Annotated in this window: 15 protein-coding genes and 1 pseudogene; 5 read left to right on the top strand and 11 right to left on the bottom strand. The window is 73.0% G+C overall.

The features are described from left to right. Positions 1-90 precede the first annotated feature (90 nt). Positions 91-1,476, bottom strand: a complete 1,386-nt coding sequence (locus tag ACIQU6_RS37990; RefSeq protein ID WP_403486299.1) for an MFS transporter — start codon at positions 1,474-1,476, stop codon at positions 91-93. Between the two features lie 26 nt (positions 1,477-1,502). Next, positions 1,503-1,940: a MarR family winged helix-turn-helix transcriptional regulator gene (locus ACIQU6_RS37985; RefSeq protein WP_383424667.1), complete on the bottom strand. Its 438-nt coding sequence runs from the start codon at positions 1,938-1,940 to the stop codon at positions 1,503-1,505. A 138-nt stretch (positions 1,941-2,078) separates the two neighbouring features. Between ACIQU6_RS37985 and ACIQU6_RS37980 the strand changes: the two genes are divergently transcribed. Beyond that, on the top strand, positions 2,079-2,279 hold the full coding sequence (locus ACIQU6_RS37980) for a hypothetical protein (RefSeq protein WP_403486298.1): 201 nt from the start codon (positions 2,079-2,081) through the stop codon (positions 2,277-2,279). A gap of 28 nt (positions 2,280-2,307) precedes the next feature. On the opposite strand, the gene ACIQU6_RS37975 is transcribed toward ACIQU6_RS37980, so the two are convergent. Then, positions 2,308-3,780 carry an NCS2 family permease gene (locus ACIQU6_RS37975; RefSeq protein ID WP_403486297.1) on the bottom strand — a complete coding sequence of 491 codons (1,473 nt, stop codon included), beginning with the start codon at positions 3,778-3,780 and terminating at the stop codon, positions 2,308-2,310. Positions 3,781-4,067: 287 nt separating this feature from the next. Between ACIQU6_RS37975 and ACIQU6_RS37970 the strand changes: the two genes are divergently transcribed. The 3 genes from ACIQU6_RS37970 (at position 4,068) to ACIQU6_RS37960 (ending at position 8,300) form a co-directional block, all read left to right on the top strand. Beyond that, positions 4,068-4,343: a DUF2530 domain-containing protein gene (locus ACIQU6_RS37970; RefSeq protein ID WP_403486296.1), complete on the top strand. Its 276-nt coding sequence runs from the start codon at positions 4,068-4,070 to the stop codon at positions 4,341-4,343. Positions 4,344-4,472: 129 nt separating this feature from the next. Then, positions 4,473-6,890, top strand: coding sequence for an HAD-IC family P-type ATPase (locus tag ACIQU6_RS37965; RefSeq protein ID WP_403486295.1), 2,418 nt, complete (start codon positions 4,473-4,475; stop codon positions 6,888-6,890). Between the two features lie 150 nt (positions 6,891-7,040). Further along, positions 7,041-8,300: a cytochrome P450 gene (locus ACIQU6_RS37960; RefSeq protein ID WP_403486294.1), complete on the top strand. Its 1,260-nt coding sequence runs from the start codon at positions 7,041-7,043 to the stop codon at positions 8,298-8,300. Here the strand turns inward: ACIQU6_RS37960 and ACIQU6_RS37955 are convergent. The 8 genes and pseudogenes from ACIQU6_RS37955 to ACIQU6_RS37920 all read right to left on the bottom strand — a co-directional run. Next, positions 8,293-9,535, bottom strand: a pseudogene (locus ACIQU6_RS37955) (cytochrome P450); the annotation flags it as partial. The gene ACIQU6_RS37960 and the pseudogene ACIQU6_RS37955 overlap by 8 nt on opposite strands. Further along, positions 9,532-10,194 (bottom strand): GTP-binding protein, encoded by a 663-nt coding sequence (locus ACIQU6_RS37950; RefSeq protein WP_403486293.1) that lies wholly within the window; start codon positions 10,192-10,194, stop codon positions 9,532-9,534. The gene ACIQU6_RS37950 and the pseudogene ACIQU6_RS37955, both read right to left, overlap by 4 nt. After that, positions 10,175-10,531, bottom strand: coding sequence for a DUF742 domain-containing protein (locus tag ACIQU6_RS37945; RefSeq protein ID WP_403486292.1), 357 nt, complete (start codon positions 10,529-10,531; stop codon positions 10,175-10,177). The genes ACIQU6_RS37950 and ACIQU6_RS37945 overlap by 20 nt, the downstream gene beginning before the upstream one ends. Beyond that, positions 10,528-10,935 (bottom strand): roadblock/LC7 domain-containing protein, encoded by a 408-nt coding sequence (locus ACIQU6_RS37940; RefSeq protein ID WP_403486291.1) that lies wholly within the window; start codon positions 10,933-10,935, stop codon positions 10,528-10,530. Before ACIQU6_RS37940 ends, ACIQU6_RS37945 begins: the two co-directional genes overlap by 4 nt. After that, positions 10,818-12,227 (bottom strand): RNA-guided endonuclease InsQ/TnpB family protein, encoded by a 1,410-nt coding sequence (locus ACIQU6_RS37935; RefSeq protein ID WP_403486290.1) that lies wholly within the window; start codon positions 12,225-12,227, stop codon positions 10,818-10,820. Before ACIQU6_RS37935 ends, ACIQU6_RS37940 begins: the two co-directional genes overlap by 118 nt. 68 nt (positions 12,228-12,295) lie before the next feature. After that, positions 12,296-12,484, bottom strand: a complete 189-nt coding sequence (locus ACIQU6_RS37930; protein ID WP_403486289.1) for a hypothetical protein — start codon at positions 12,482-12,484, stop codon at positions 12,296-12,298. Positions 12,485-12,827: 343 nt separating this feature from the next. Next, on the bottom strand, positions 12,828-16,064 hold the full coding sequence (locus ACIQU6_RS37925; RefSeq protein ID WP_403486302.1) for a sacsin N-terminal ATP-binding-like domain-containing protein: 3,237 nt from the start codon (positions 16,062-16,064) through the stop codon (positions 12,828-12,830). Positions 16,065-16,532: 468 nt separating this feature from the next. Continuing rightward, a complete protein-coding gene (locus ACIQU6_RS37920; RefSeq protein WP_403486288.1) occupies positions 16,533-17,438 on the bottom strand; it encodes a DUF3027 domain-containing protein in 906 nt (301 codons plus the stop codon). A gap of 405 nt (positions 17,439-17,843) precedes the next feature. Between ACIQU6_RS37920 and ACIQU6_RS37915 the strand changes: the two genes are divergently transcribed. Beyond that, positions 17,844-19,229, top strand: a complete 1,386-nt coding sequence (locus ACIQU6_RS37915; protein WP_403486287.1) for an MFS transporter — start codon at positions 17,844-17,846, stop codon at positions 19,227-19,229. Positions 19,230-19,252 lie beyond the last annotated feature (23 nt).

The following is a 19,252-nucleotide window of genomic DNA, read 5'->3' as shown; positions in this document are numbered from 1 at the left end:
GCTGCACACCTACAATCACCACCGCGGACACACCGCGCTCAAGGGACAACCACCCGCCAGCCGCGTCCCCAACCTCACAGGGCAATACACCTAGGCGGCGGCCGTCAGCTTCCCCTCGGACGTCTCGCCGGGCGGGCCCACCCGCGGGACGAAGGCGACGTGCCGGTGCCCGCGCCGCAGGTCGATCTTGAGGCGGAGCCCGCCGGACCGGGCCAGTGCCAGGCCGACCAGGGCCGCGGCCGCCATGGAGATCGCGCCGCCGGCGAGGAAGCCGACCCGCGGGCCGTAGGTGTCGGTGACCCAGCCGACGACCGGTGCGCCGAGCGGCGTGCCGCCCATGAACACCATCATGAACAGGCTCATCACCCGGCCGCGCATGGCCGGGTCGGTGGCCATCTGGACGCTGGAGTTGGCGGTGACGTTGATGGTCAGGCCGACCATGCCGATGGGGACGAGCAGCGCCACGAAGACCCAGAACCCGGGGGCCAGGGCCGCGACGCACTCCAGCAGGCCGAAGACCAGGGCCGCGCCGACCAGCATCCGCAGCCGGGAGCCGGCCCGGCGGGCGGCGAGCAGCGCACCGATCAGCGAGCCGGCCGCCATCAGCCCGTTGAACAGCGCGTAGGTGCCGGCGCCGGCATGGAAGACCTTGTAGGTGAAGGCGGTCAGCCAGATCGGGAAGTTGAAGCCGAAGGTGCCGATGAAGCCGACCAGGACGATGGGCCAGATCAGTTCGGGGTGGTGGCGGACGTAGGCCAGGCCCTCCCGGAGCTGTCCCTTGCTGCGCGGGACCCGGTCCACCTTGTGGAGCTCGGCGGTGCGCATCATCAGCAGGCCGGTGAGCGGGGCGAGGAACGACAGGCCGTTGAAGAGGAAGGCCCAGCCGCTGCCGAAGGCGGTGATCAGGACGCCGGCGACGGCCGGGCCGATCAGTCGGGCGGACTGGAAGTTGGCGGAGTTCAGGCTGACCGCGTTGCGCAGATCGCGCTGGCCGACCATCTCGGAGACGAACGCCTGCCGGGCCGGGTTGTCGACGACGGTGACCAGGCCGAGCAGGAAGGCGCCGGCGTAGACGTGCCAGACCTGGACGTGTCCGGTGAGGGTGAGGCCGGCCAGTGCCAGGCCGATCAGCCCCATCGCGGACTGGGTGCACAGCAGCAGCTTGCGCTTGCCGAAGCGGTCGGTGAGGACGCCGCCGTAGAGGCCGAAGAGGAGCATCGGCAGGAACTGGAGCGCGGTGGTGATGCCGACCGCGCCGGAGGAGCCGGTGAGGCTGAGCACCAGCCAGTCCTGGGCGATGCGCTGCATCCAGGTGCCGGTGTTGGAGACGACCTGTCCGGTGGCGAAGAGGCGGTAGTTGCGGATGCGGAGGGAACTGAACATGCCCGTCCGTGGCGCGGGATGGCCGGCATCGCGGCCGGGGGCGTCGTCGGAGTTCGGTGCGGGGGCGGAGTGTGCTCCGGGTCCCGTACTCAAAGTGGGTTCGCCTCCTAAGGCAGGTCCTACAACTGTGCGAGTTTCTCCAGCACGGGCGCGGCGGCCCGCAGCTTGGCCCACTCGTCCTCGTCCAGCCCGGAGGCCAGCTCGGCGAGCCAGGCGTTGCGCCGGCGGCGGCTCTCTTCGAGCATCGCCTCGGCCTGTTCGGTCTGGGTGACCACCTTCTGGCGGCGGTCGTCGGGGTGCGCCTCAAGCCGGACGAGTCCCTTGGCCTCCAGCATCGCCACGATGCGGGTCATCGACGGCGGCTGCACGTGCTCCTTGCGGGCCAGCTCGCCGGGGGTGGCGCGACCGCACCGGGCGAGGGTCCCGAGCACCGACATCTCGGTGGGGCTCAGGGACTCGTCGACCCGCTGGTGCTTGAGGCGGCGCGACAGGCGCATCACGGCGCCACGCAGCGAATTCACGGCGTCAGCGTCGGCGCCGTTGGACAGTTCCGGCATGGTCGTTAGCATAGCTCATTAGCCTTTCTAAGGAAAGCGCCCGTCCGCGGTTCTCCCGGTGCCCCGGAATCACCCATATGAGTGAGGACGTCGGGGAAAGCACCACACCTGACCGCGCGCTGCGAGGACCGTGTCCGTATGGGATCGAGAGTGCTCAGCCTGCGTGTGGACGGGGAGCTGCTGGAGCGCCTTCGGCAGCACGCCGCAAAACGCGGAATGAGCGTCCAGGACTATGTGGTCCGGACGCTCATCCGCGAGGACTTCGACGAACGACTGTCGCTCTCGGTCGACGAGACCGAGCGACTGCACGGCTGGGGTTCGGCGGCCAGCCCCTCGTGACGGGTGCGGCCGCGGACCCCGGCCCGCCCTACTTCACCCCGAGCACCTGCTCGATCGGGTTGAGCAGGAAGTAGACGAGGAAGCACACCCCGACCGCGTTCAGCAGCCACGGGATCTCCTTGAAGCGGCCGGTGACCGACCGCAGCAGGATGAAGGCGAGCACGCCGAGGCCGATGCCGTTGGTGATGCTGTAGGTGAACGGCATCGAGACGATGGTCAGGAACGCCGGCACGGCGACGGTGAAGTCGCTCCAGTCGATGTCCCGCACGTTCGCGGACATGATCAGGAAGCCGACGACCAGCAGCGCGGGCGTGGCAGCCTGCGAGGGGACGACGGTCGCCAGCGGCGTGAAGATCAGCGCGAGCAGGAACAGCCCGCCGGTGACCAGGTTCGCCAGGCCGGTGCGGGCGCCCTCGCCGACGCCGGCGGTGGACTCCACGAAGCAGGTGTTGGCGGAGGCGGAGCCGAAGCCGCCGCCGGCGACCGCGATGCCGTCGGCCATCAGGATCCGGCCCATGTTGGGCAGGTTGCCGGTCTCGTTGTCCAGCAGCCCGGCCTCCTCGCCGACGCCGATGATGGTGCCCATCGCGTCGAAGAAGCCGGACAGCAGCACGGTGAAGACGAACAGGCAGCCGGTCAGCACGCCGACTTCCTTGAAGCCGCCGAAGAGGCTGATGTGTCCGATCAGCCCGAAGTCGGGCGCCCCGACGATCTTGTCCGGGACGTTCGGGACGGCCAGGCCCCAGGCCGCGTCCGGGATGGTGGCCACCGCGTTGATGATGATCGCGACGACGGCCATGGTGACCATGCCGATCAGGATCGCGCCCTTGGTCTTGCGGACCGTCAGCACGAACATCAGCGCCAGGCCGAGCACGAACACCAGCACCGGCCAGCCCTTGAGCTGACCGCCCTCGCCCAGGCTGAGCGGGACGGTGGTGTGCGCGGCGTCCGGATTGCGGCTGACGAAGCCCGCGTCGACCAGGCCCACCAGCGAGATGAACAGGCCGATGCCGATCGCGATGGCCCGCCGCAGCCCGTTGGGGATGGCGTCCATCACCCGCTGCCGCAGCCCGGAGGCGACCAGGATCATCAGCACCAGACCGGCGAGCACCACCATGCCCATCGCGTCCGGCCAGCTCATCTTGGGGGCGAGCTGGAGCGAGACCACGGCGTTGATGCCCAGGCCGGCCGCGATGGCGATCGGGACGTTGCCCATCAGGCCCATCAGGATCGTGCCCAGGCCGGCCATCAGGGCGGTGGCGGTGACCAGCTGGCCGTTGTCGAGGTGGTGACCGTACTTGTCGACGCCGGCCCCAAGGATGATCGGGTTCAGCACGACGATGTACGCCATGGCGAAGAACGTGGCCAGTCCGCCGCGCAGTTCGCGACCGACCGTCGACCCCCGCTCGGAGATCTTGAAGAAGCGGTCGAGTCCGTTCCTGGGCGGCTGCGCGCCAGGGCTCTTCACGGTGTCGACCGGCGTGGGGGTCGAGGGCGACATGCAGGACCTCAGTCGTACGGGCCGGAGCGGGCGGCCCCTCGGAGAAGGCCGGGACGCGCACGGGCGGCGGAGCAAACAACCAATGAACCGGAACAGCATGGAGGGATCAGATTGGAGGAATCAACGATCCGAACCAGTCAGTTTCGGAAAGGTTCAGTATGAATAAACAATTCGTTGATCGCTATCTCCGCGCGTAGACCCTTGCGTGGCCTGCCGAGGCGGCCCTCGCGGGCGCCCGGTTCGCGGCCCCGGACCGCCGCCACACCCGGCCCCGTAAGCTGAACCCCATGTGGAAGAAGTCCGAACTGCGCGCCGCCCCGGCGCCGCTCGAAGGTCCCGTCGTCGGCACGATCACCGGCGGCACCGTCATCTGGTTCGTGCTCTTCCTCGCCCAACTCCCCTTCTACGGCTGGTACGCCGACCACGGGCACACCTGGTTCCTGTGGACCTGCCTGGCCGGCGGCGGGCTCGGCCTGCTGGGCGTCTGGTACGTCCGCAAGCGCGACGCCGCGATCAAGCGGGCCGCCGCCACCACCGCGGCCGCCGCCCCCGAGCCCTCCTGACGCCCCACCCGCCCCACCGGACGCCGCCCGCACCCCCGAAGGTTGCCGCGTAACCGGACAGAATCCCGCAGATCACTTCTGTCGACCGCCAGCGGGTGAAGCGGGCAATCCGCCCGTAACGTCTAGGGCATGACGGACCCGGCGAAGACCGAAGTCGAGGAACCGGAGCCCGGCGGCCGGCCCGCCAGCGGGGGCCGGGAGGTGGCGCGCCGCGGGTTGACCGCCGCCGAGGTCGCCGAGCGGGTGGCCAAGGGCGAGGTCAACGACGTTCCCCTGCGGTCCTCCCGCTCGACCGCGGACATCGTCCGCGGCAACGTCTTCACCCGCTTCAACGCCATCATCGGCGTCCTGTTCGTGATCATCCTGATCGTCGGCCCGCTCCAGGACGGCCTGTTCGGCTTCGTCATCATCGCCAACACCGGCATCGGCATCATCCAGGAGCTGCGCGCCAAGAAGACCCTGGACGGCCTGGCGCTGATCGGCGAGTCCCGGCCGGTCGTCCGGCGCGACGGGGCGGCCGTGGAGGTGCCCACCTCCGAGGTGGTCCTCGACGACGTCCTCGAACTCGGCCCCGGCGACAAGGTGATCGTCGACGGCGAGGTGCTGGAGGCCGACGGCCTGGAGGTCGACGAGTCGCTGCTCACCGGCGAGGCGGACCCGGTGGTGAAGAAGCCGGGCGACCCGATGATGTCCGGCAGCTTCGTGGTCGCCGGCAACGGCGCGTTCGCCGCCACCAAGGTCGGCCGGGAGGCGTACGCGGCGCGGCTCGCCGAGGAGGCCAGCCGGTTCACCCTGGTCCACTCCGAACTGCGCAGCGGCATCAGCCAGATCCTCAAGTACGTGACGTGGATGATGGTGCCGACCGCGCTGGGGCTGATCTTCAGTCATCTGCTCACGCTGGGGCTGCCGGCCGATGCCGCGGTGCGCCGGATGGTCGCCGGGATCGTGCCGATGATCCCCGAGGGGCTGGTGCTGCTGACCTCGGTCGCCTTCGCGATCGGCGTGGTCCGGCTGGGCCGCCAGCAGTGCCTGGTGCAGGAGCTGCCGGCGATCGAGGGCCTGGCCCGGGTGAACGTGGTCTGCCTGGACAAGACCGGCACCCTCACCGAGGGCGGCATGGACGTCCGTGAACTGCGGCCGCTGGACGGGCAGGACGCGGACCACCTGCGGCGGGTGCTCGGCGCGTTCGGCGCCTCCGACCCGCGTCCCAACCCCTCCCTCCAGGCCATCGTCGACGCCTGCCCGGCCCCGGAGTCCTGGCAGTGCACCGGCACCCTCCCGTTCTCCTCCGCCCGCAAGTACAGCGGCGCGGCCCTCACCACGCCCGACGGGGAGCACGCGGACTGGCTGCTCGGCGCGCCCGATGTGCTGCTCCCGGCGGACGACCCGCTGCTGCCCGAGGTCGACCACCTCGGCGCCCAGGGCCTGCGCGTGCTGCTGCTGGCCCGCGCCACCCGGCCGCTGGACCACCCCGACGTCGCCCGCGAGGTGCGCCCGGTCGCCCTGGTCGCCCTGGAGCAGCGGCTGCGCGCGGAGGCCCCCGACACCCTGCGCTACTTCGCGGACCAGGGCGTCCAGGCCAAGGTGATCTCCGGCGACAACGCGGTGTCGGTGGGGGCGGTCGCCGGCAAGCTGGGGCTGCCCGGCGCCGACTCCCCCGTGGACGCCCGGCAGTTGCCGCACGACGACCCGGAGGCGCTGGCGCGGGCCGTGGAGAAGGGCGCGGTCTTCGGGCGGGTCACCCCCCAGCAGAAGCGGGAGATGGTCGGCGCACTGCAGTCCCGCGGCCACCACGTGGCGATGACCGGCGACGGCGTCAACGACGTGCTGGCCCTCAAGGACGCCGACGTCGGCGTCGCCATGGGCTCCGGCTCCGAGGCGACCCGGGCGGTCGCCCAGATCGTGCTGCTGAACAACAGCTTCGCGACGCTGCCCTCGGTGGTCGCCGAGGGCCGCCGGGTGATCGGCAACATCACCCGGGTCGCCACCCTCTTCCTCACCAAGACCGTCTACTCGGTGCTGCTGGCCGTCCTGGTGGCCTGCTGCCAGATCCCCTACCCGTACCTGCCCCGGCACCTGACGCTGCTGTCGACGCTGACCATCGGCGTCCCGGCCTTCTTCCTCGCGCTGGCGCCCAACAAGGAGCGCGCCCGGCCGCACTTCGTCCGCCGGGTGATGCGCTACGCGGTCCCGTCCGGCCTGATCACCGGCGTCGCGGCGTTCGCCACCTATCTGCTGGCCCGCTCCTACTACACCGGCCCGGACGCCCTGGGCGCGCAGACCAGCGTCGCCACCCTGACCCTCTTCCTCACCGCGCTGTACGTCCTGGCGATCATCGCCCGTCCCTACACCTGGTGGCGGATCGGCCTGGTCCTGCTGATGGGCCTGGGCTTCCTGGTCGTCCTGGCGACGCCCTGGCTCCAGCGCTTCTTCGAACTGCGGCTGGTCGGCACGACGATGCCGTGGACGGCGGTGGCCGTCGCGGCGGTGGCGGCGGTGCTGCTGGAGGTGGCCTGGCGGTGGGTGGGGAGGCGGTTCCCCGCGTAACGGCGGTGCCGCGCCGGCCCGTTGGGGAACTCCCGCGCCGGATGCGATGGTTCCGCCCTCTTGATAACGGCCCGCCCTCCCACGATCTTGGGGCGTGCGGACGGCCCGCGGTGCCGCGGTGCGCGTCCCGTCCCCCAACCGAGGAGAGTCGTGCCCGAGAACCGAGAAGCGCCGGACATCCTGTCGCCGGAGTTCGCCGCGGACCCCTACGCCGCGTACCGCGTCCTGCGCGACGACTTCCCGCTGCTGTACCACGAGGCCACCGGGAGCTACGTCGTCTCGCGGTACGAGGACGTCGAACGGGCCTTCAAGGACCCGGTGTTCACCACCGACAACTACGGCTGGCAGCTGGAGCCGGTGCACGGCCGGACCATCCTGCAGATGAGCGGCCGGGAGCACGCGGTGCGCCGGGCGCTGGTCGCCCCGGCCTTCCGCGGCACCACCCTGGAGGAGTCGTTCCGGCCCGTCATCGAGCGCAACGCCGCCGAGCTGATCGACGCCTTCCGCGGCGCGGGCAGCGCGGACCTGGTGGCGGACTTCGCCACCCGCTTCCCGGTCAACGTCATCGTCGACCTGCTGGGCCTGGACCGGGCCGACCACGACCGCTTCCACCGCTGGTACACCGCGATCATCGGCTTCCTCGGCAACCTCGCCCAGGACCCGGACGTCACCGAGGCCGGGCTGCGCACCCGCGACGAGTTCGCCGGGTACCTGCTGCCGATCATCCGCGAGCGCCGCGCCCGCCCGGGCCAGGACCTGCTCTCCTCGCTCTGCGCCGCGGAGATCGACGGCACCCGGATGAGCGACGAGGACGTCAAGGCGTTCTGCAGCCTGCTGCTGACCGCGGGCGGGGAGACCACCGACAAGGCGATTTCGAGCCTGGTGCACAACCTGCTGCGGAATCCCGAGCAGTTGGCCGCGGTGCGCGCGGACCGCTCCCTGATCGCCCCGGCGTTCGCGGAGACGCTGCGCCACTCCCCGCCGGTGCACATGATCATGCGGCAGGCCGCGGAGGACGTCACCATCGGCGGCGGCCAGGTGCCCAAGGGCGCCACCGTCACCTGCCTGATCGGCGCGGCCGGCCGCGACGAACGGCGGTACCGCGACCCGGACGCCTTCGACCTCCACCGCACCGACCTCGCCACCACCACCGCGTTCTCCGCGGCCGCCGACCACCTCGCGTTCGCCCTCGGCCGGCACTTCTGCGTGGGCGCGCTGCTGGCCAGGGCCGAGGTCGAGGTGGGGGTCGGCCAACTCCTGGACGCCCTGCCGGACTTGCGGGTGGCACCGGGCGCCGCCCCGCGGGAACGCGGGGTCTACACCCGCGGGTTGGACGCGCTGCCGGTGCGCTTCGCCCCGATCCCGTCACCCCGGTCCGCGGCGCCGGGATCGGCGTGTACGCGGGGGTGAACTCGACCGGCAGGCTGACCAGCCCGCGCATCCACAGCGACGGGTGCCACACCAACTCCCCGGCCGGCACCGCCAGCATCACGTCCGGCAGCCGGTCCAGCAGCACCTCCACCGCCGCCTTGGCGATCACCTCGGCGATCTCCGGGGCGGGGTGGGGGCAGGCGTGTGCGCCGTGGCTGAAGGACATGTGGGCCTGGTTGCCGTCCGAGCCCGTCTCGCTGAAGTCCGGCCGCACCTGGGGGTCGGAGTTGGCGGCGGCCAGCCCGAGGATCACCAGGTCGCCGGTGCGGATCCGGCGGCCGCCGAGCTGGGTGTCGCGCACCGCCCAGCGGCCGATGAAGTTCTGCGTCGGAGTGTCGTGCCAGAGCACCTCGTTGAGCGCCTGGCCGACGCTGCGGCGGCCGCCGGTGAGGCCGAGCGCGAACCGGTCGTCGGTGAGCATCAACCGCAGGGTGTTGCCGATCCAGTTGGCGGTCGGCTGCTGGGCGGCGGCCATCACCACCAGCAGGTCGATGACCACCTCCGCCTCGGCCAGCCCGGCCGGGTGGGCCAGCAGCCGGGACGGCACGTCGGGGCCGGGCGCGGCCCGCTTGGCCTGGACCAGCCGCCGCATCCGGGCGGCGACCCGCTGGTGCGCCGCGATCGCCCCGTCGTCCTCGTTCAGCGACGCGGCGATGTCGGCGGCCAGCGCGGGCACTTCGGTGTGCGGGAAGCCGAACAGCTCGGCGATGACCAGCAGCGGCAGCCGGGCCGCGTAACGGGACATCAGGTCCGCCTCGCCGGAGCCGGCGAAGTCGTCGATCAGCCCGTCGGCCAGCCGCTCGCAGATCCCCCGCAGCTCGAACTGGTCGATCGCGGTGAGCAGCCTCGCTGATCGCCCCCGCGCGGCGGCGGTGTTCGGGCCCCTCGGCGAACATCACCGACGGCTGGTGGCCGACGAACGGCAGCAGCGGCCAGTCCGCGGGGATGTGCTCCCAGGCGTGCCAGCGGCGCGAATCGCGCGCGAACAGCTCGGGGTTGCTGGTGACTTGGTGCAGCTCGCGGTAGCCGAGCACGAACCAGCCGGGGATGTCGCCGTCGAGCAGGATCGGCGCGACCGTCCCGTGGTGGGCGCGCATCTCGTGGTAGAGCCGGGCGGGGTCGGCGGTGAGCCCGGCGCCGTAGAACGGTACGGCCTCGGCGCCGCCGGCCCGTAGGGGGCAGCCGCCGGTCGTGGGGTGCTGCTGGTCGGTCACGGTGCGCTCTCCGCGGTCTCCGAAGCGGGTACGGCGCCCTGCGTGGACAGGGCGTAGAGGTGGTCGACCAGTGCGATCAGCACGGCCTTGCTGGACTCCCGGTCGCGGGCGTCGCAACGGACCAGCGGCACGTCCGGGGAGAGGTCGAGGGCCTCGCGGATCTGCCGGAGCGTGTGCCGGTCGCCGCCGAAGTCGTTGTGCGCGACGACGAACGGCATGCCGTGCGCCTCCAGCCGGTCGATGGCATACCAGGAGTCGTCCAGCCGGCGGGTGTCGACGAGCACCACGGCGCCCAGGGTGCCGGCGAACAGCCGGTCCCACAGGAACCAGAAGCGCTCCTGGCCGGGGGCGCCGAAGAGGTAGAGCACCGCGCTGTCGTTGACGGTGATCCGGCCGAAGTCGAAGGCGACGGTGGTGGTCGTCTTGGCCTCGACGCCGCGGGGGTCGTCGACGCCGACGCCGGCCCGGGTCATGGTCTCCTCGGTGCTCAGCGGGCGGATCTCGCTGACCGAGCGGACCATGGTGGTCTTGCCGACGCCGAAGCCTCCCACGATGACGATCTTCAGGCCGTTGTCGGCGGTGGCGCGCAGCGGGGCGCGGTCGGTGTCGGTGCCGGCCGCGTCGGCCGGGTGCGCGGGCTCAGAGGCGGTGGAGCGCATCGAGCACCTCCTTCAGCAGGTCGGCGTCGGGGAGTTGGGCGGCCGCGGGCACCCGCGGGTGGCGGGCGGTGACCTGTCCGCCGTCCAGCAGGTCGGACAGCAGGATCCGGACCACGCTGACCGGCAGCCGCAGCTCCGCCGAGACCTCCACCACGGCCGTCGGGCGACGGCACAGGGTGAGGATCCGGGCGTGCTCGGACTGCATGCCCGGCGTCGGACCGCATGCGGCGACGATCAGGGTGACCAGGTCGAGCGCGTGGTCGTCGGCGGACCGGCTGCGGCCGCCGGTGACGGTGTAGAGCCGGTCCGGATCATCGTCAGGACCGAGCCGTTTCATGCCACCGACCCGTCCTCACCGCGCGGCGCGGCCCGCAGGTACTCACCGATCTGCTCGACCAGTTCGTTCATGTGGAAGCCGATCAGGCCGACGTCGGCGTCCTCGACGGCGATCAGGGCCAGGTGGGCGCCGTTCCCCGCCTCGACGATGAACAGCACCCCGCCGTGGAACTCCGTCATCGCCTGCCGGACGCCGCCCGTGCCGTCCCCGAACTCCACCGACGCGCCGTGCGACAGGCTCTGGATGCCCGAGGCGATGGCGGCCAGTTGGTCGGCCTGGTCGACGGTCAGGTCCTTGGATTGACCTCCGCGTCCCCACGCTGGAGCACGGGGATTTCCCGCCTGCCGTGGTCCCCCTCTAGCGGGTCCACCGACTTCGGGTGGGTTCCTGGTTCCTTCCCACACTGGGTGGGGATTGTGCGCGCTGCCAGGGCATCCCCGGTCTTACGTGCGCTCCGCAGGCATTCACCGCCGCCGTTACCGGCGTCAGGCCCCCGGTCCGGGGGTGGGTGGTGCTGTCGTGCTGCCGCGAGCACGCGACGGCCTTCACATCGGACGTTGCGTCCGGCGTTCCAGTCCCGGTCGTGCCGCGCTCTGCAGTTCGGGCAGGTCCAGGTGCGGACGTTGAGCGGCTTGGGGCCGTCTCGGAAACCGCAAGCGGAGCATGTCTGGGACGAGGGGAAGTCGCGGGCGACGCGGGTAAAAGAGCGGCCACGTCGGGTCGCCTTGTACTCGCAGAACATCACGAACTGTGCCCAGCCGGCATCGTGCACACTCTTGGCCAGCCGGGTCCGTGCCAGTCCACGCACATTCAGGGTCTCGGCGAAGACGGCTTGGTTCTCGCTCGTCAGCTTGTGAGACCACTGGTGGTGGAAGTTGCGGCGTGCGTCGGCGACCTTGGCGTGTGTGCGGGCAACCCTGATGCGGGCCTTGTCCCGGTTGCGTGATCCCTTCTCCTTGCGCGACAGCTCCCGCTGCCGCTTCCTCAGCTTCCTTTCCGCCCGGCGCAGGTACTTCGGGCTCGCGATGTGCGACCCGTCAGCGAGGACCGCGAAGCGGGCGAGGCCGAGGTCGATGCCCTGGTCCCCATCGACCGGCGGCAGCACGTCCTGCGCCGGGTCGGTTTCCACGACGAACGACACCCAGTACCGGCCCGCGCGATCCTTGACCAGAGTCACGCTTGACGGGGGCGAGGGAAGGGCCCGGCTCCACTTCACCCGCACGTCGCCGATCTTCGGCAGGCGTAGCCTGCCGCGACCAGTGATCGACCAACGGTCGGAGCGGGTGAAGCGTGCGGACTGCCGGTTGTCCTTCTTGCTCTTGAACCGAGGCGGGGCGACCCTCGGCCCCCTACGCTCACCAGACTTGGAGTCCTCGTGCGCCTTCCACGCCGCGTCCAGATCCCGGAGGGCCTGCTGCATCACGCCAACCGGCGCATGGGACAGGAAGGACCGCTCGGCGGCCTTCTTCGCGGCCGTGATGAGCACCTTGCCAAGCTCTGGGTTCCTCGGGACCGCCCAGTACGGGCCCTCAGCCGTGCGGGCCTTCGGGTTGCCGAGCAGTTTGTTCGACGCCTTACGTTGGCGGATGATCGCCAACGCGTCGTTCCAGACCACCCGCCTGCACCCGAACACCCGGGCAGCACGGATGCGTTGCCCTGGTGTCAAGGTGACGCGGTACTGGTAACGAAGCTGCACATACGTGATCGTAGGCCGGCGGACTGCGGACCGGGGCCCACTTCGCCAACTCGATGGCCGGCGCACTACTAGCCGCAGAACCGCACCGTGCAATCCCCGAGGCTCCAGGCGAGCAGCGCCCGCTCCCCCTCCGGCGCGAGCAGGACGACCCCGGTGCCGAGCACCGTGGTCACGGCCAGGGCTCCCGCGAACGTGCGCAGTGCGGACCCCAGGGGCGCGGGCGCCGCTCCGGGGCGGGAGGGTATCCGTGGTGGCATCAAACAGGTCCTCGTGAGCGGCTGCGGGCGGTGCGGGCAGGCGATCAGCAGGGGCCCGGGGCATCGGGATGTCGATCCGCTGCGGGCTCCGTCCACGACGGGGTCTCGGTGGGGACGAGAGGATGATCGAAGATCGCCCTGGCACTCTAGCCTGTCGCCGCGATCCGGCAACTGCCGTGGCAGGCTCGGTGGTTGACGCCCCGTATGCCCTGGCCGTCCGCCTTTTCCGAGAATCACCCGCGCTCTCCGGAACGCGCCCTCATCGCCCCCGAACGCGCCGGAGGCGGCCCCGGGCACCCCGTGCCCGACGACCGCCTCCGCCCCGCGCCGCGTGGCTGCGCCCTCAGTCGAACCAGCGCGCCCGGGCCAGTTCGTCGACCCGCTCCGGGTCCTCCAGCAGCGCCGCGACCTCGAAGCGGCGCGGCCACTGCCCGCTCGCCCAGGCCAGCCCGGCCGCCACGCCCTCCAGCGTCGCGGCGTGCAGGGTGCCGTCCGGCGTCCACCGCCAGTCCAGTTCGGCGGTGCCGTCGGGCCCGTCGACCAGCAGCTCCTCGTGCTCGACGTACGAGGCGGGGGTGGCCGGACCGAGCAGCGCCCGCACCGCCTCGGGCACCTCGTGCGCCGCGCCCTCGGAACGGACCCCCGCGGCGATCTCCTCGCTCAGCCGCCGCACCTGGAACAGCTCGGCCAGCTCCGTGGCCCGGGCCGGCCGCACCGGCAGCAGCGCGCGGCCGCCCGCCAACGGCATCAGGTCCGGGGCGTCGGCGACCAGCGCGTCCACCGCGTCCACCACCCGGACCGCCCCGTCGACGACGGCCCGCAGCTCGTCCGGCAGCGTCACCTGGTCCGGGTCGAGCTCCGCCAACATGCCGTACAGGGCGTGGAGTTGCCCGATGCCCACCGTGAGGTCGGGGTCGGCCAGGCGGGCCAGCAGCTCGGCCGAGCCGCCCGGCTCGTCGAGCAGCGCCCCGACCGAGGTGCGCACCCCGAGGGCGCGCAGCACCTGGGCGTCGACCCGCCCCGCGTCCGCCGCCTCGTACAGGCCGGCCAGCAGCGGGTCGCCGCCCGCGGCGCGCAGCCCGGCGGGGCGGCGCCCGTCCAGCACCGGGTGACCGCGCAGCCACCAGGCGGTGTACGGCCGCACCGACTCCGTGGTGCCGTCCGGCAGCAGCACCCGCACCGGCGCGGTCAGGGCATCCCGCAGCGGCGGCTGGGAGAGCAGTTCGAGCACCTGCGGCCAGGCGTCGTCGGCGACCAGGTCGAGGTCGCGGACCGCGACCAGCTCAGTGACGACCGGCGGCACCGGGGTCTCCGGCAGCGCGTCGAGGAGGTCCTCGCACCACACGTCGACCGCGTCCAGCAGTCCGGCGTCGTCCGGCTCAGGGAAGTCGCTGTCGCGCGGCTCCAGTTCGTCCGGGTCGAGCACCACATCGGCGGCCCGCACCAGCGCGAAGGTAGCCAGCACGCCCACCGCGGCGAGCGGCTGCTCGCCCCAGCGTTGCGCCAACTCGGCGTCGCACCCGGCGAGTTCGCCCTCGCGGATGACCCGCTCGAAGTCGCTGCCGGGCAGCACCAGTTCACCCGCCGGCGCCAGCTCGCCGTCCTCGTCCGGCAGTGCCAGCGCGGCCAGCCAGGGCTCGTCGCCGGCCGCCAGGTTGGCGTCCCGGACCAGCCCGAGGACCGTCTCGGCCAGCTCCTCGGCGCCCAGCGGCACCCCCGCGCCCGGCGCCAGCTCGTCCGCCAGGACGTCGTAGGCGTCCTCGTCGGCGTCCAGCGAGTTGGCGACCGCGGCCCGCACCTGAGGAGTCGTCAGCACGGCGCGCGGGGCGGCCGGGGTGGCGCCCAGCTTCTCCAGGAGCGGGTGCACCGCGTCGGGGTGGGCGACCTTGAGGCCGAGCCGGGTGAGCGCGCCGTGCCGGTCCGCGCCCTCGTCCGCGCCCTCGTCCGCGGCGTCCCCGCCGGGCAGCGGCAGCAGCACCTGGCGCGGCCCGATGGCGGTCCGCCCGGTGCCCGCCAACGGCACCGGGAGGCCGCTGAGCCGGTCCGGGTCGGTGCCGGCCAGCGCGTCGTAGAGCCGCCGCCACCACTGCGGCGAGCGCTCCACGCCCGCCAGCCGGTCGATCATCTCGGTGAGCGGCACCCGCCCCACGCCCAACGCCCGCAGCTCCGAACGCCGTTCGAGACCGGCCGGCAGCAGACTGGGGAACAGCTCCGCCAGCACCGCGACGGTGCCCGCGCCCGCGCCCTCCAGCAACTCGGCGTCCACCGGCCGCAGGACGCACCGCTCGGCGGCCTCCTCCTCGTCCCACCCGGCGGCCTCCACCGCCCCGATGGCGGCCGCCGCGCTCGGCAGGAACCGCACCCGCGGCAGCAACTCCAGCACCTGCCGCCGCAGTTCACCGTCCAGCCAACCCTTGCCCAGCGGCCCCGGGACGAGGTCCAGGGTGCCGGTCGACACCGGCTGCCAGGCGCCGAGCAGCTCCGTGTACGCGGCGGCCGCCCGGCCCACCAGGAAGTCCGTGAGCGGCCCCGGGGCGACGTGCCGCCGGGTCGGCTCCAACGGGAACGAGGCGATCAGCAACGCCGAGAGCCCCAGCGGCTCGTCGGTCGGGGTCGGCGCGTGCAGCACCGACGCGGTGCCCGGCCGCACCGGCGCCCCGGCCTCGTCCACCGGCACCGCCCAGGTCACCGACCAGGACGGCCGCAGCTTCTCCTCGACCGGCCGGTCCGCCAACAGCGCCGCGTCCAGCGAGCCGCCCGCGCTCGCCACCCGCCACCGGGTGCCGCCCCGCTCACTGTCCTCGATCAGGACGTACGCGTCGTCCTGACGCCGGGTCAGCGTCCGGGCGCCCTCCGGCGTCTCCACCACGACCTCGGCCAGCCCCGGCAGGGTCAGCAGCAGCGCCGCGTCGACCCCGGCCAGCAGCCGCTCGGCGAGGTCCTGCGCGGCGCCGTCGCGCAGCGGCAGCACCACCGCGGTGTCGTACCCCTCGGGCGCGGTGCCCTCCGCCGGCAACGGCAGCCGCAGCAGCGGCACGTGGCCCTCGCGGCGGCGCAACTCACCGCCCAGCCCCGGACTGTGCGCGGCCACCGCCTCGGTCAGCTCCCGGGCCTCGGCGAGCGACCAGCGGACGCCGCCGGTGCGGCCCACCAGCGCCGGCTCGTCGCTGACCGCCAGCACCGCGGCGAACCCGACGCCGAACCGGCCGACCGCGCCGACCGCCACACCGCTCTCCCGCTTCGCCGAGGCGCGCAGCGTGGAGAGCGACTCGACGCCGGTGGCGTCCAGCGGGGCACCGGTGTTGGAGGCCACGAGCACCGCGGGCGCACCGCCGTTCGCGGCGTGCAGGGTCAGCCGCAGCCGACCGGGGACACCGGCCCGGGCCGCCGCGTCCGCCGCGTTCTGTGCCAGCTCCACGGCGAGCCGGTCGCGGTAGCCGCCGAGCGCGAGGTCCTCCTCGGCGTTGGCGTCCTCCCGGAACCGGGCCGGCGAGGCGGCCCAGGCGTCCAGCACCCCGCGCCGCAACCGGGCCGTACCGAACGGGTCGGCGCCGTCGTCCGCGCCCCGCACCCACGGCATACCTGCCACGTTTCTCGTCTCCCTCGTGATGACGTGTCTGCCCCGACCGTACTGTCCCGACGGGGTTCCCACGTTGTCGGCTTTGCCGGCGTGGGGGTTGCCCGCCGTTGGTGGGGGGGTGTTTGTGGGGTGGGGCCGGCGGTGGGTGGTGGTGGGCGCCGGGTGTGGGGCCTCCCCGCCGAACCCCGGCCCCACCCCAAGGGGGGAAGTTGAGGAACAGGCCCCGGGTGGACAGGCCCAACCCACGCTTCTGGTCTCGGGGTTACCACGACGGCCCCGTCGTTCCCTCACCCACCACCGGGCGGGGCCGCCAAGCATCACGTACGGGAGGGGGTCTGCGGGGTGGGCTGGAGGCGCCTGTGTGTGGACGTAAAGCGAAGCAGCCCACACACAGGCGCCGGAGGCCCACCCCGCAGACCCCCGGCACTACACCACACACAGAGCGGCCACCCGCCCGAACAACAACCCCTAGCTGTGACCCAGCTCCTCCGCGGGGCCCCCGTCCTCCACGGACCCCCCATCCGCCGACGGGCGGATCGAGACCGCCTCGACAACGGTCTCGTCCAACACCGGCTCCGCCGGCCGCGGAGGCTTCGGCATGACCGCCGCCTCCGAATGCGCCCCGCAGCCGTACGACAGCGAGACGACGCGGCCGTCCGCGGGAGAGAACTCGTTGGCGCAGACGCCGAACGCCGGCCGCAGCGAGCCGGCCATCGGCGTCAGGAAGCCGCAGGTCATACAGGTGGCGGGGGCCGACTGGGCCATCTGGGTCTTGGGGCCGAAGGACTCCTCCCAGCGGTCCGCGGCGGCGTGCAGGCCGTAGCGGGACAGGACCCGGGCGCGGCCCATGCCCAGTTCCTCGGCGACCGCGGCGATGCTGCCGCGGGCCGTCACCGGCTGGACCGCGGGCGAGCCGGCGACGACGTCGGCCTCCTCGGTGTCGGCGACGTCGGCGGCCATGCCCTCGGCGACCGGGGAGTTCGGCGGCGGGCTGTCCTCGCCGCTGAAGCCGGCCTCCAGGCGGAGGTCGTCGGCCTCGGTGGGCAGCAGGTCGCCGGGGCCCATGTCGCCGGGACGCAGCCGCTCGCTCCAGGGCACCCACTCGGGGGCCAGCATGGCGTCCGGGCCGGGCAGCAGGACGGACTCGTCCAGCGTGACGACCTTGGCGCGGGAGGCCCGGGCGACGGTGACGGCGTAGCGCCAGCCGCGGTAGCCGGGCTCCTTGCAGTCGAAGAGGTGGGTGACGACGCGGTCCCCCTCGGCAACGGCCGTGATGTGGTCGCCGACCATGCCGGGCGTCCCGACCTCTTCGGCCGCCGTGCGGGCGAGGTCAACCGCCTCGGCGCACAGGCGGTCAGGGGTACGGCTTCGCATCGCTGCACTCACAAGAATCGATTCTCTCTTCCACGCCGTCTCACGAGCGCGCCAGCCGGAGCTGTCCTGGTCCTGTCCGGACGACCGGTGGGTACCGGGGCGGGCGGAGCGGACCTGGGGACCGCGTCGACGTCCGCGCCCGGCTGGATCGTTCGGTCAAGCGCACCTCTTACGTCCTATTCTGCGCGATCGCAGGGAAATGAGGTACGCGGCCGGAACGGACCGCCGGTGGCGCTCTGGACACGCTACCCCTTCAGCGCTGCACGACCCCTCGGCGGGAGCGGCAAATCTCTTCGAGGGTGACCCGGCGGGTGGGGCGGCGCCCGTTCCGGGCGTCCGTGGACGCCCCGCCCAGGACCGGGGGGAAAACGCCCTATCTGCGGCGAGTTGGGGCACTATGGCCGGGTGGCTGCCGCGAGGGCGTCGAGGGGGTCGCGGGCCCGCCGGGCGGGCCGGGCGGCCGGGCGTGCGCTGCACCGGCCGCTGACCGGCGCGGCCCGGGGAGTTCGGCGCGCCACCCACGCGCAGGGCGCGGGGGAATCCGGGCTGGCCAAGCTGATCGAGCTGCACGCGGTGAACTCCGCGGGTGACGTGTTGATCACCATCGCGCTGGCCTCGACGGTCTTCTTCTCGGTGCCGACGCACGAGGCACGGGGGCGGGTGGCGCTGTATCTGGCGGTCACGATGGCCCCGTTCGCGCTGCTGGCGCCGGTGGTGGGGCCGCTGCTGGACCGGCTGCCGCACGGCCGCCGGGCGGCGATGGCGGGCGCGATGCTGGCCCGCGCGGTGCTGGCGCTGATGCTGACGGGGGCGGCGGCCGGCGGCGGGCTGGCGCTGTATCCGGAGGCGCTGGGGGTGCTGGTGGCGTCGAAGGGGTACGGGGTAGTGCGCAGCGCGGTGGTGCCGCGGCTGCTGCCCCGGCAGATCTCGCTGGTGCGGGCCAACTCCCGGGTGACGCTGGCCGGGCTGCTGGCGACCGCGGCGGCCGCGCCGCTGGGCGCCGGGCTGCATCTGATCGGGCCGGCCTGGCCGTTGTACGCGGCCTGTGCGGTGTTCGTGGCCGGGACGTTCCTGTCGTTCTCGTTGCCGCACAAGGTCGATTCGGGCCGGGGCGAGGCCCGGGCCCGGTTGGCGTCCCGCAACGGCGCGGGGACGGCCGGTCCGGGCGGCCGACGGCCCCGGCCGGGGCTGCGGACGGTCGGCCCGTCGGTGCTGCACGGCCTCCAGGCGAACGCGTCGCTGCGCGCGCTCTCCGGCTTCCTCACCTTCTTCCTGGCGTTCCTGCTGCGCGAGCACCCGTTGGGCGGGCTGGGCCCGGCGGTGTCGCTGGCGCTGGTCGCGGTGGCGGCCGGCGCCGGCAACGCGCTGGGCACGGCGGTCGGCGCCTGGTTGAAGGCGCGCGCCCCGGAGCTGATCGTCGCGGCGGTGCTGGGGCTGGCGCTGGGCGTCACGGTGGTGGCGGCGCTGTTCTACGGGGTGCTGGCGGTTCTGGTGGTGCCGGCGGCCGCGGCCGCCGCGGGGCTGTGCCAGGCGCTGGGGAAGCTGTCGCTGGACGCGATGATCCAGCGCGATGTGCCGGAGGCGGTGCGGACGTCGGCGTTCGCCCGGTCCGAGACGGTGCTCCAGATGTCGTGGGTGGTGGGCGGCGCGCTCGGCATCGCGTTGCCGCTGTTGGGCGTGCTGGGGCTGGCGACGGCCGCGGTGCTGGTGGCGGTGGGCGCGGTGCTGGCCGTGCGGGGGCTGCTCGACGCGGGCGGGCGGGGCGGCCGACCGGCGCCCCGGGTGGTGTGACGGCGTCGTCGGCGCCCTCGGGC

Origin of the sequence: Streptomyces sp. NPDC090442, from assembly GCF_044769405.1 — a bacterium.
Lineage (GTDB): Bacteria > Actinomycetota > Actinomycetes > Streptomycetales > Streptomycetaceae > Streptomyces.
The sequence above is the reverse complement of the archived record's forward strand: the minus strand, read 5'-3'. Positions and strand labels throughout refer to the sequence as shown.

What these genes read in the sequence shown, in the direction of transcription:
- ACIQU6_RS37965 (WP_403486295.1), top strand. Translation starts at nt 4,473, where the DNA reads ATGACGGACCCGGCGAAGACCGAAGTCGAGGAACCGGAGCCCGGCGGC.
- ACIQU6_RS37970 (WP_403486296.1), top strand. Translation starts at nt 4,068, where the DNA reads ATGTGGAAGAAGTCCGAACTGCGCGCCGCCCCGGCGCCGCTCGAAGGT.
- ACIQU6_RS37920 (WP_403486288.1), bottom strand. Translation starts at nt 17,438, where the DNA reads ATGCGAAGCCGTACCCCTGACCGCCTGTGCGCCGAGGCGGTTGACCTC.
- ACIQU6_RS37975 (WP_403486297.1), bottom strand. Translation starts at nt 3,780, where the DNA reads ATGTCGCCCTCGACCCCCACGCCGGTCGACACCGTGAAGAGCCCTGGC.
- ACIQU6_RS37980 (WP_403486298.1), top strand. Translation starts at nt 2,079, where the DNA reads ATGGGATCGAGAGTGCTCAGCCTGCGTGTGGACGGGGAGCTGCTGGAG.
- ACIQU6_RS37925 (WP_403486302.1), bottom strand. Translation starts at nt 16,064, where the DNA reads ATGCCGTGGGTGCGGGGCGCGGACGACGGCGCCGACCCGTTCGGTACG.
- ACIQU6_RS37950 (WP_403486293.1), bottom strand. Translation starts at nt 10,194, where the DNA reads ATGCGCTCCACCGCCTCTGAGCCCGCGCACCCGGCCGACGCGGCCGGC.
- ACIQU6_RS37985 (WP_383424667.1), bottom strand. Translation starts at nt 1,940, where the DNA reads ATGCCGGAACTGTCCAACGGCGCCGACGCTGACGCCGTGAATTCGCTG.
- ACIQU6_RS37930 (WP_403486289.1), bottom strand. Translation starts at nt 12,484, where the DNA reads ATGCCACCACGGATACCCTCCCGCCCCGGAGCGGCGCCCGCGCCCCTG.
- ACIQU6_RS37945 (WP_403486292.1), bottom strand. Translation starts at nt 10,531, where the DNA reads ATGAAACGGCTCGGTCCTGACGATGATCCGGACCGGCTCTACACCGTC.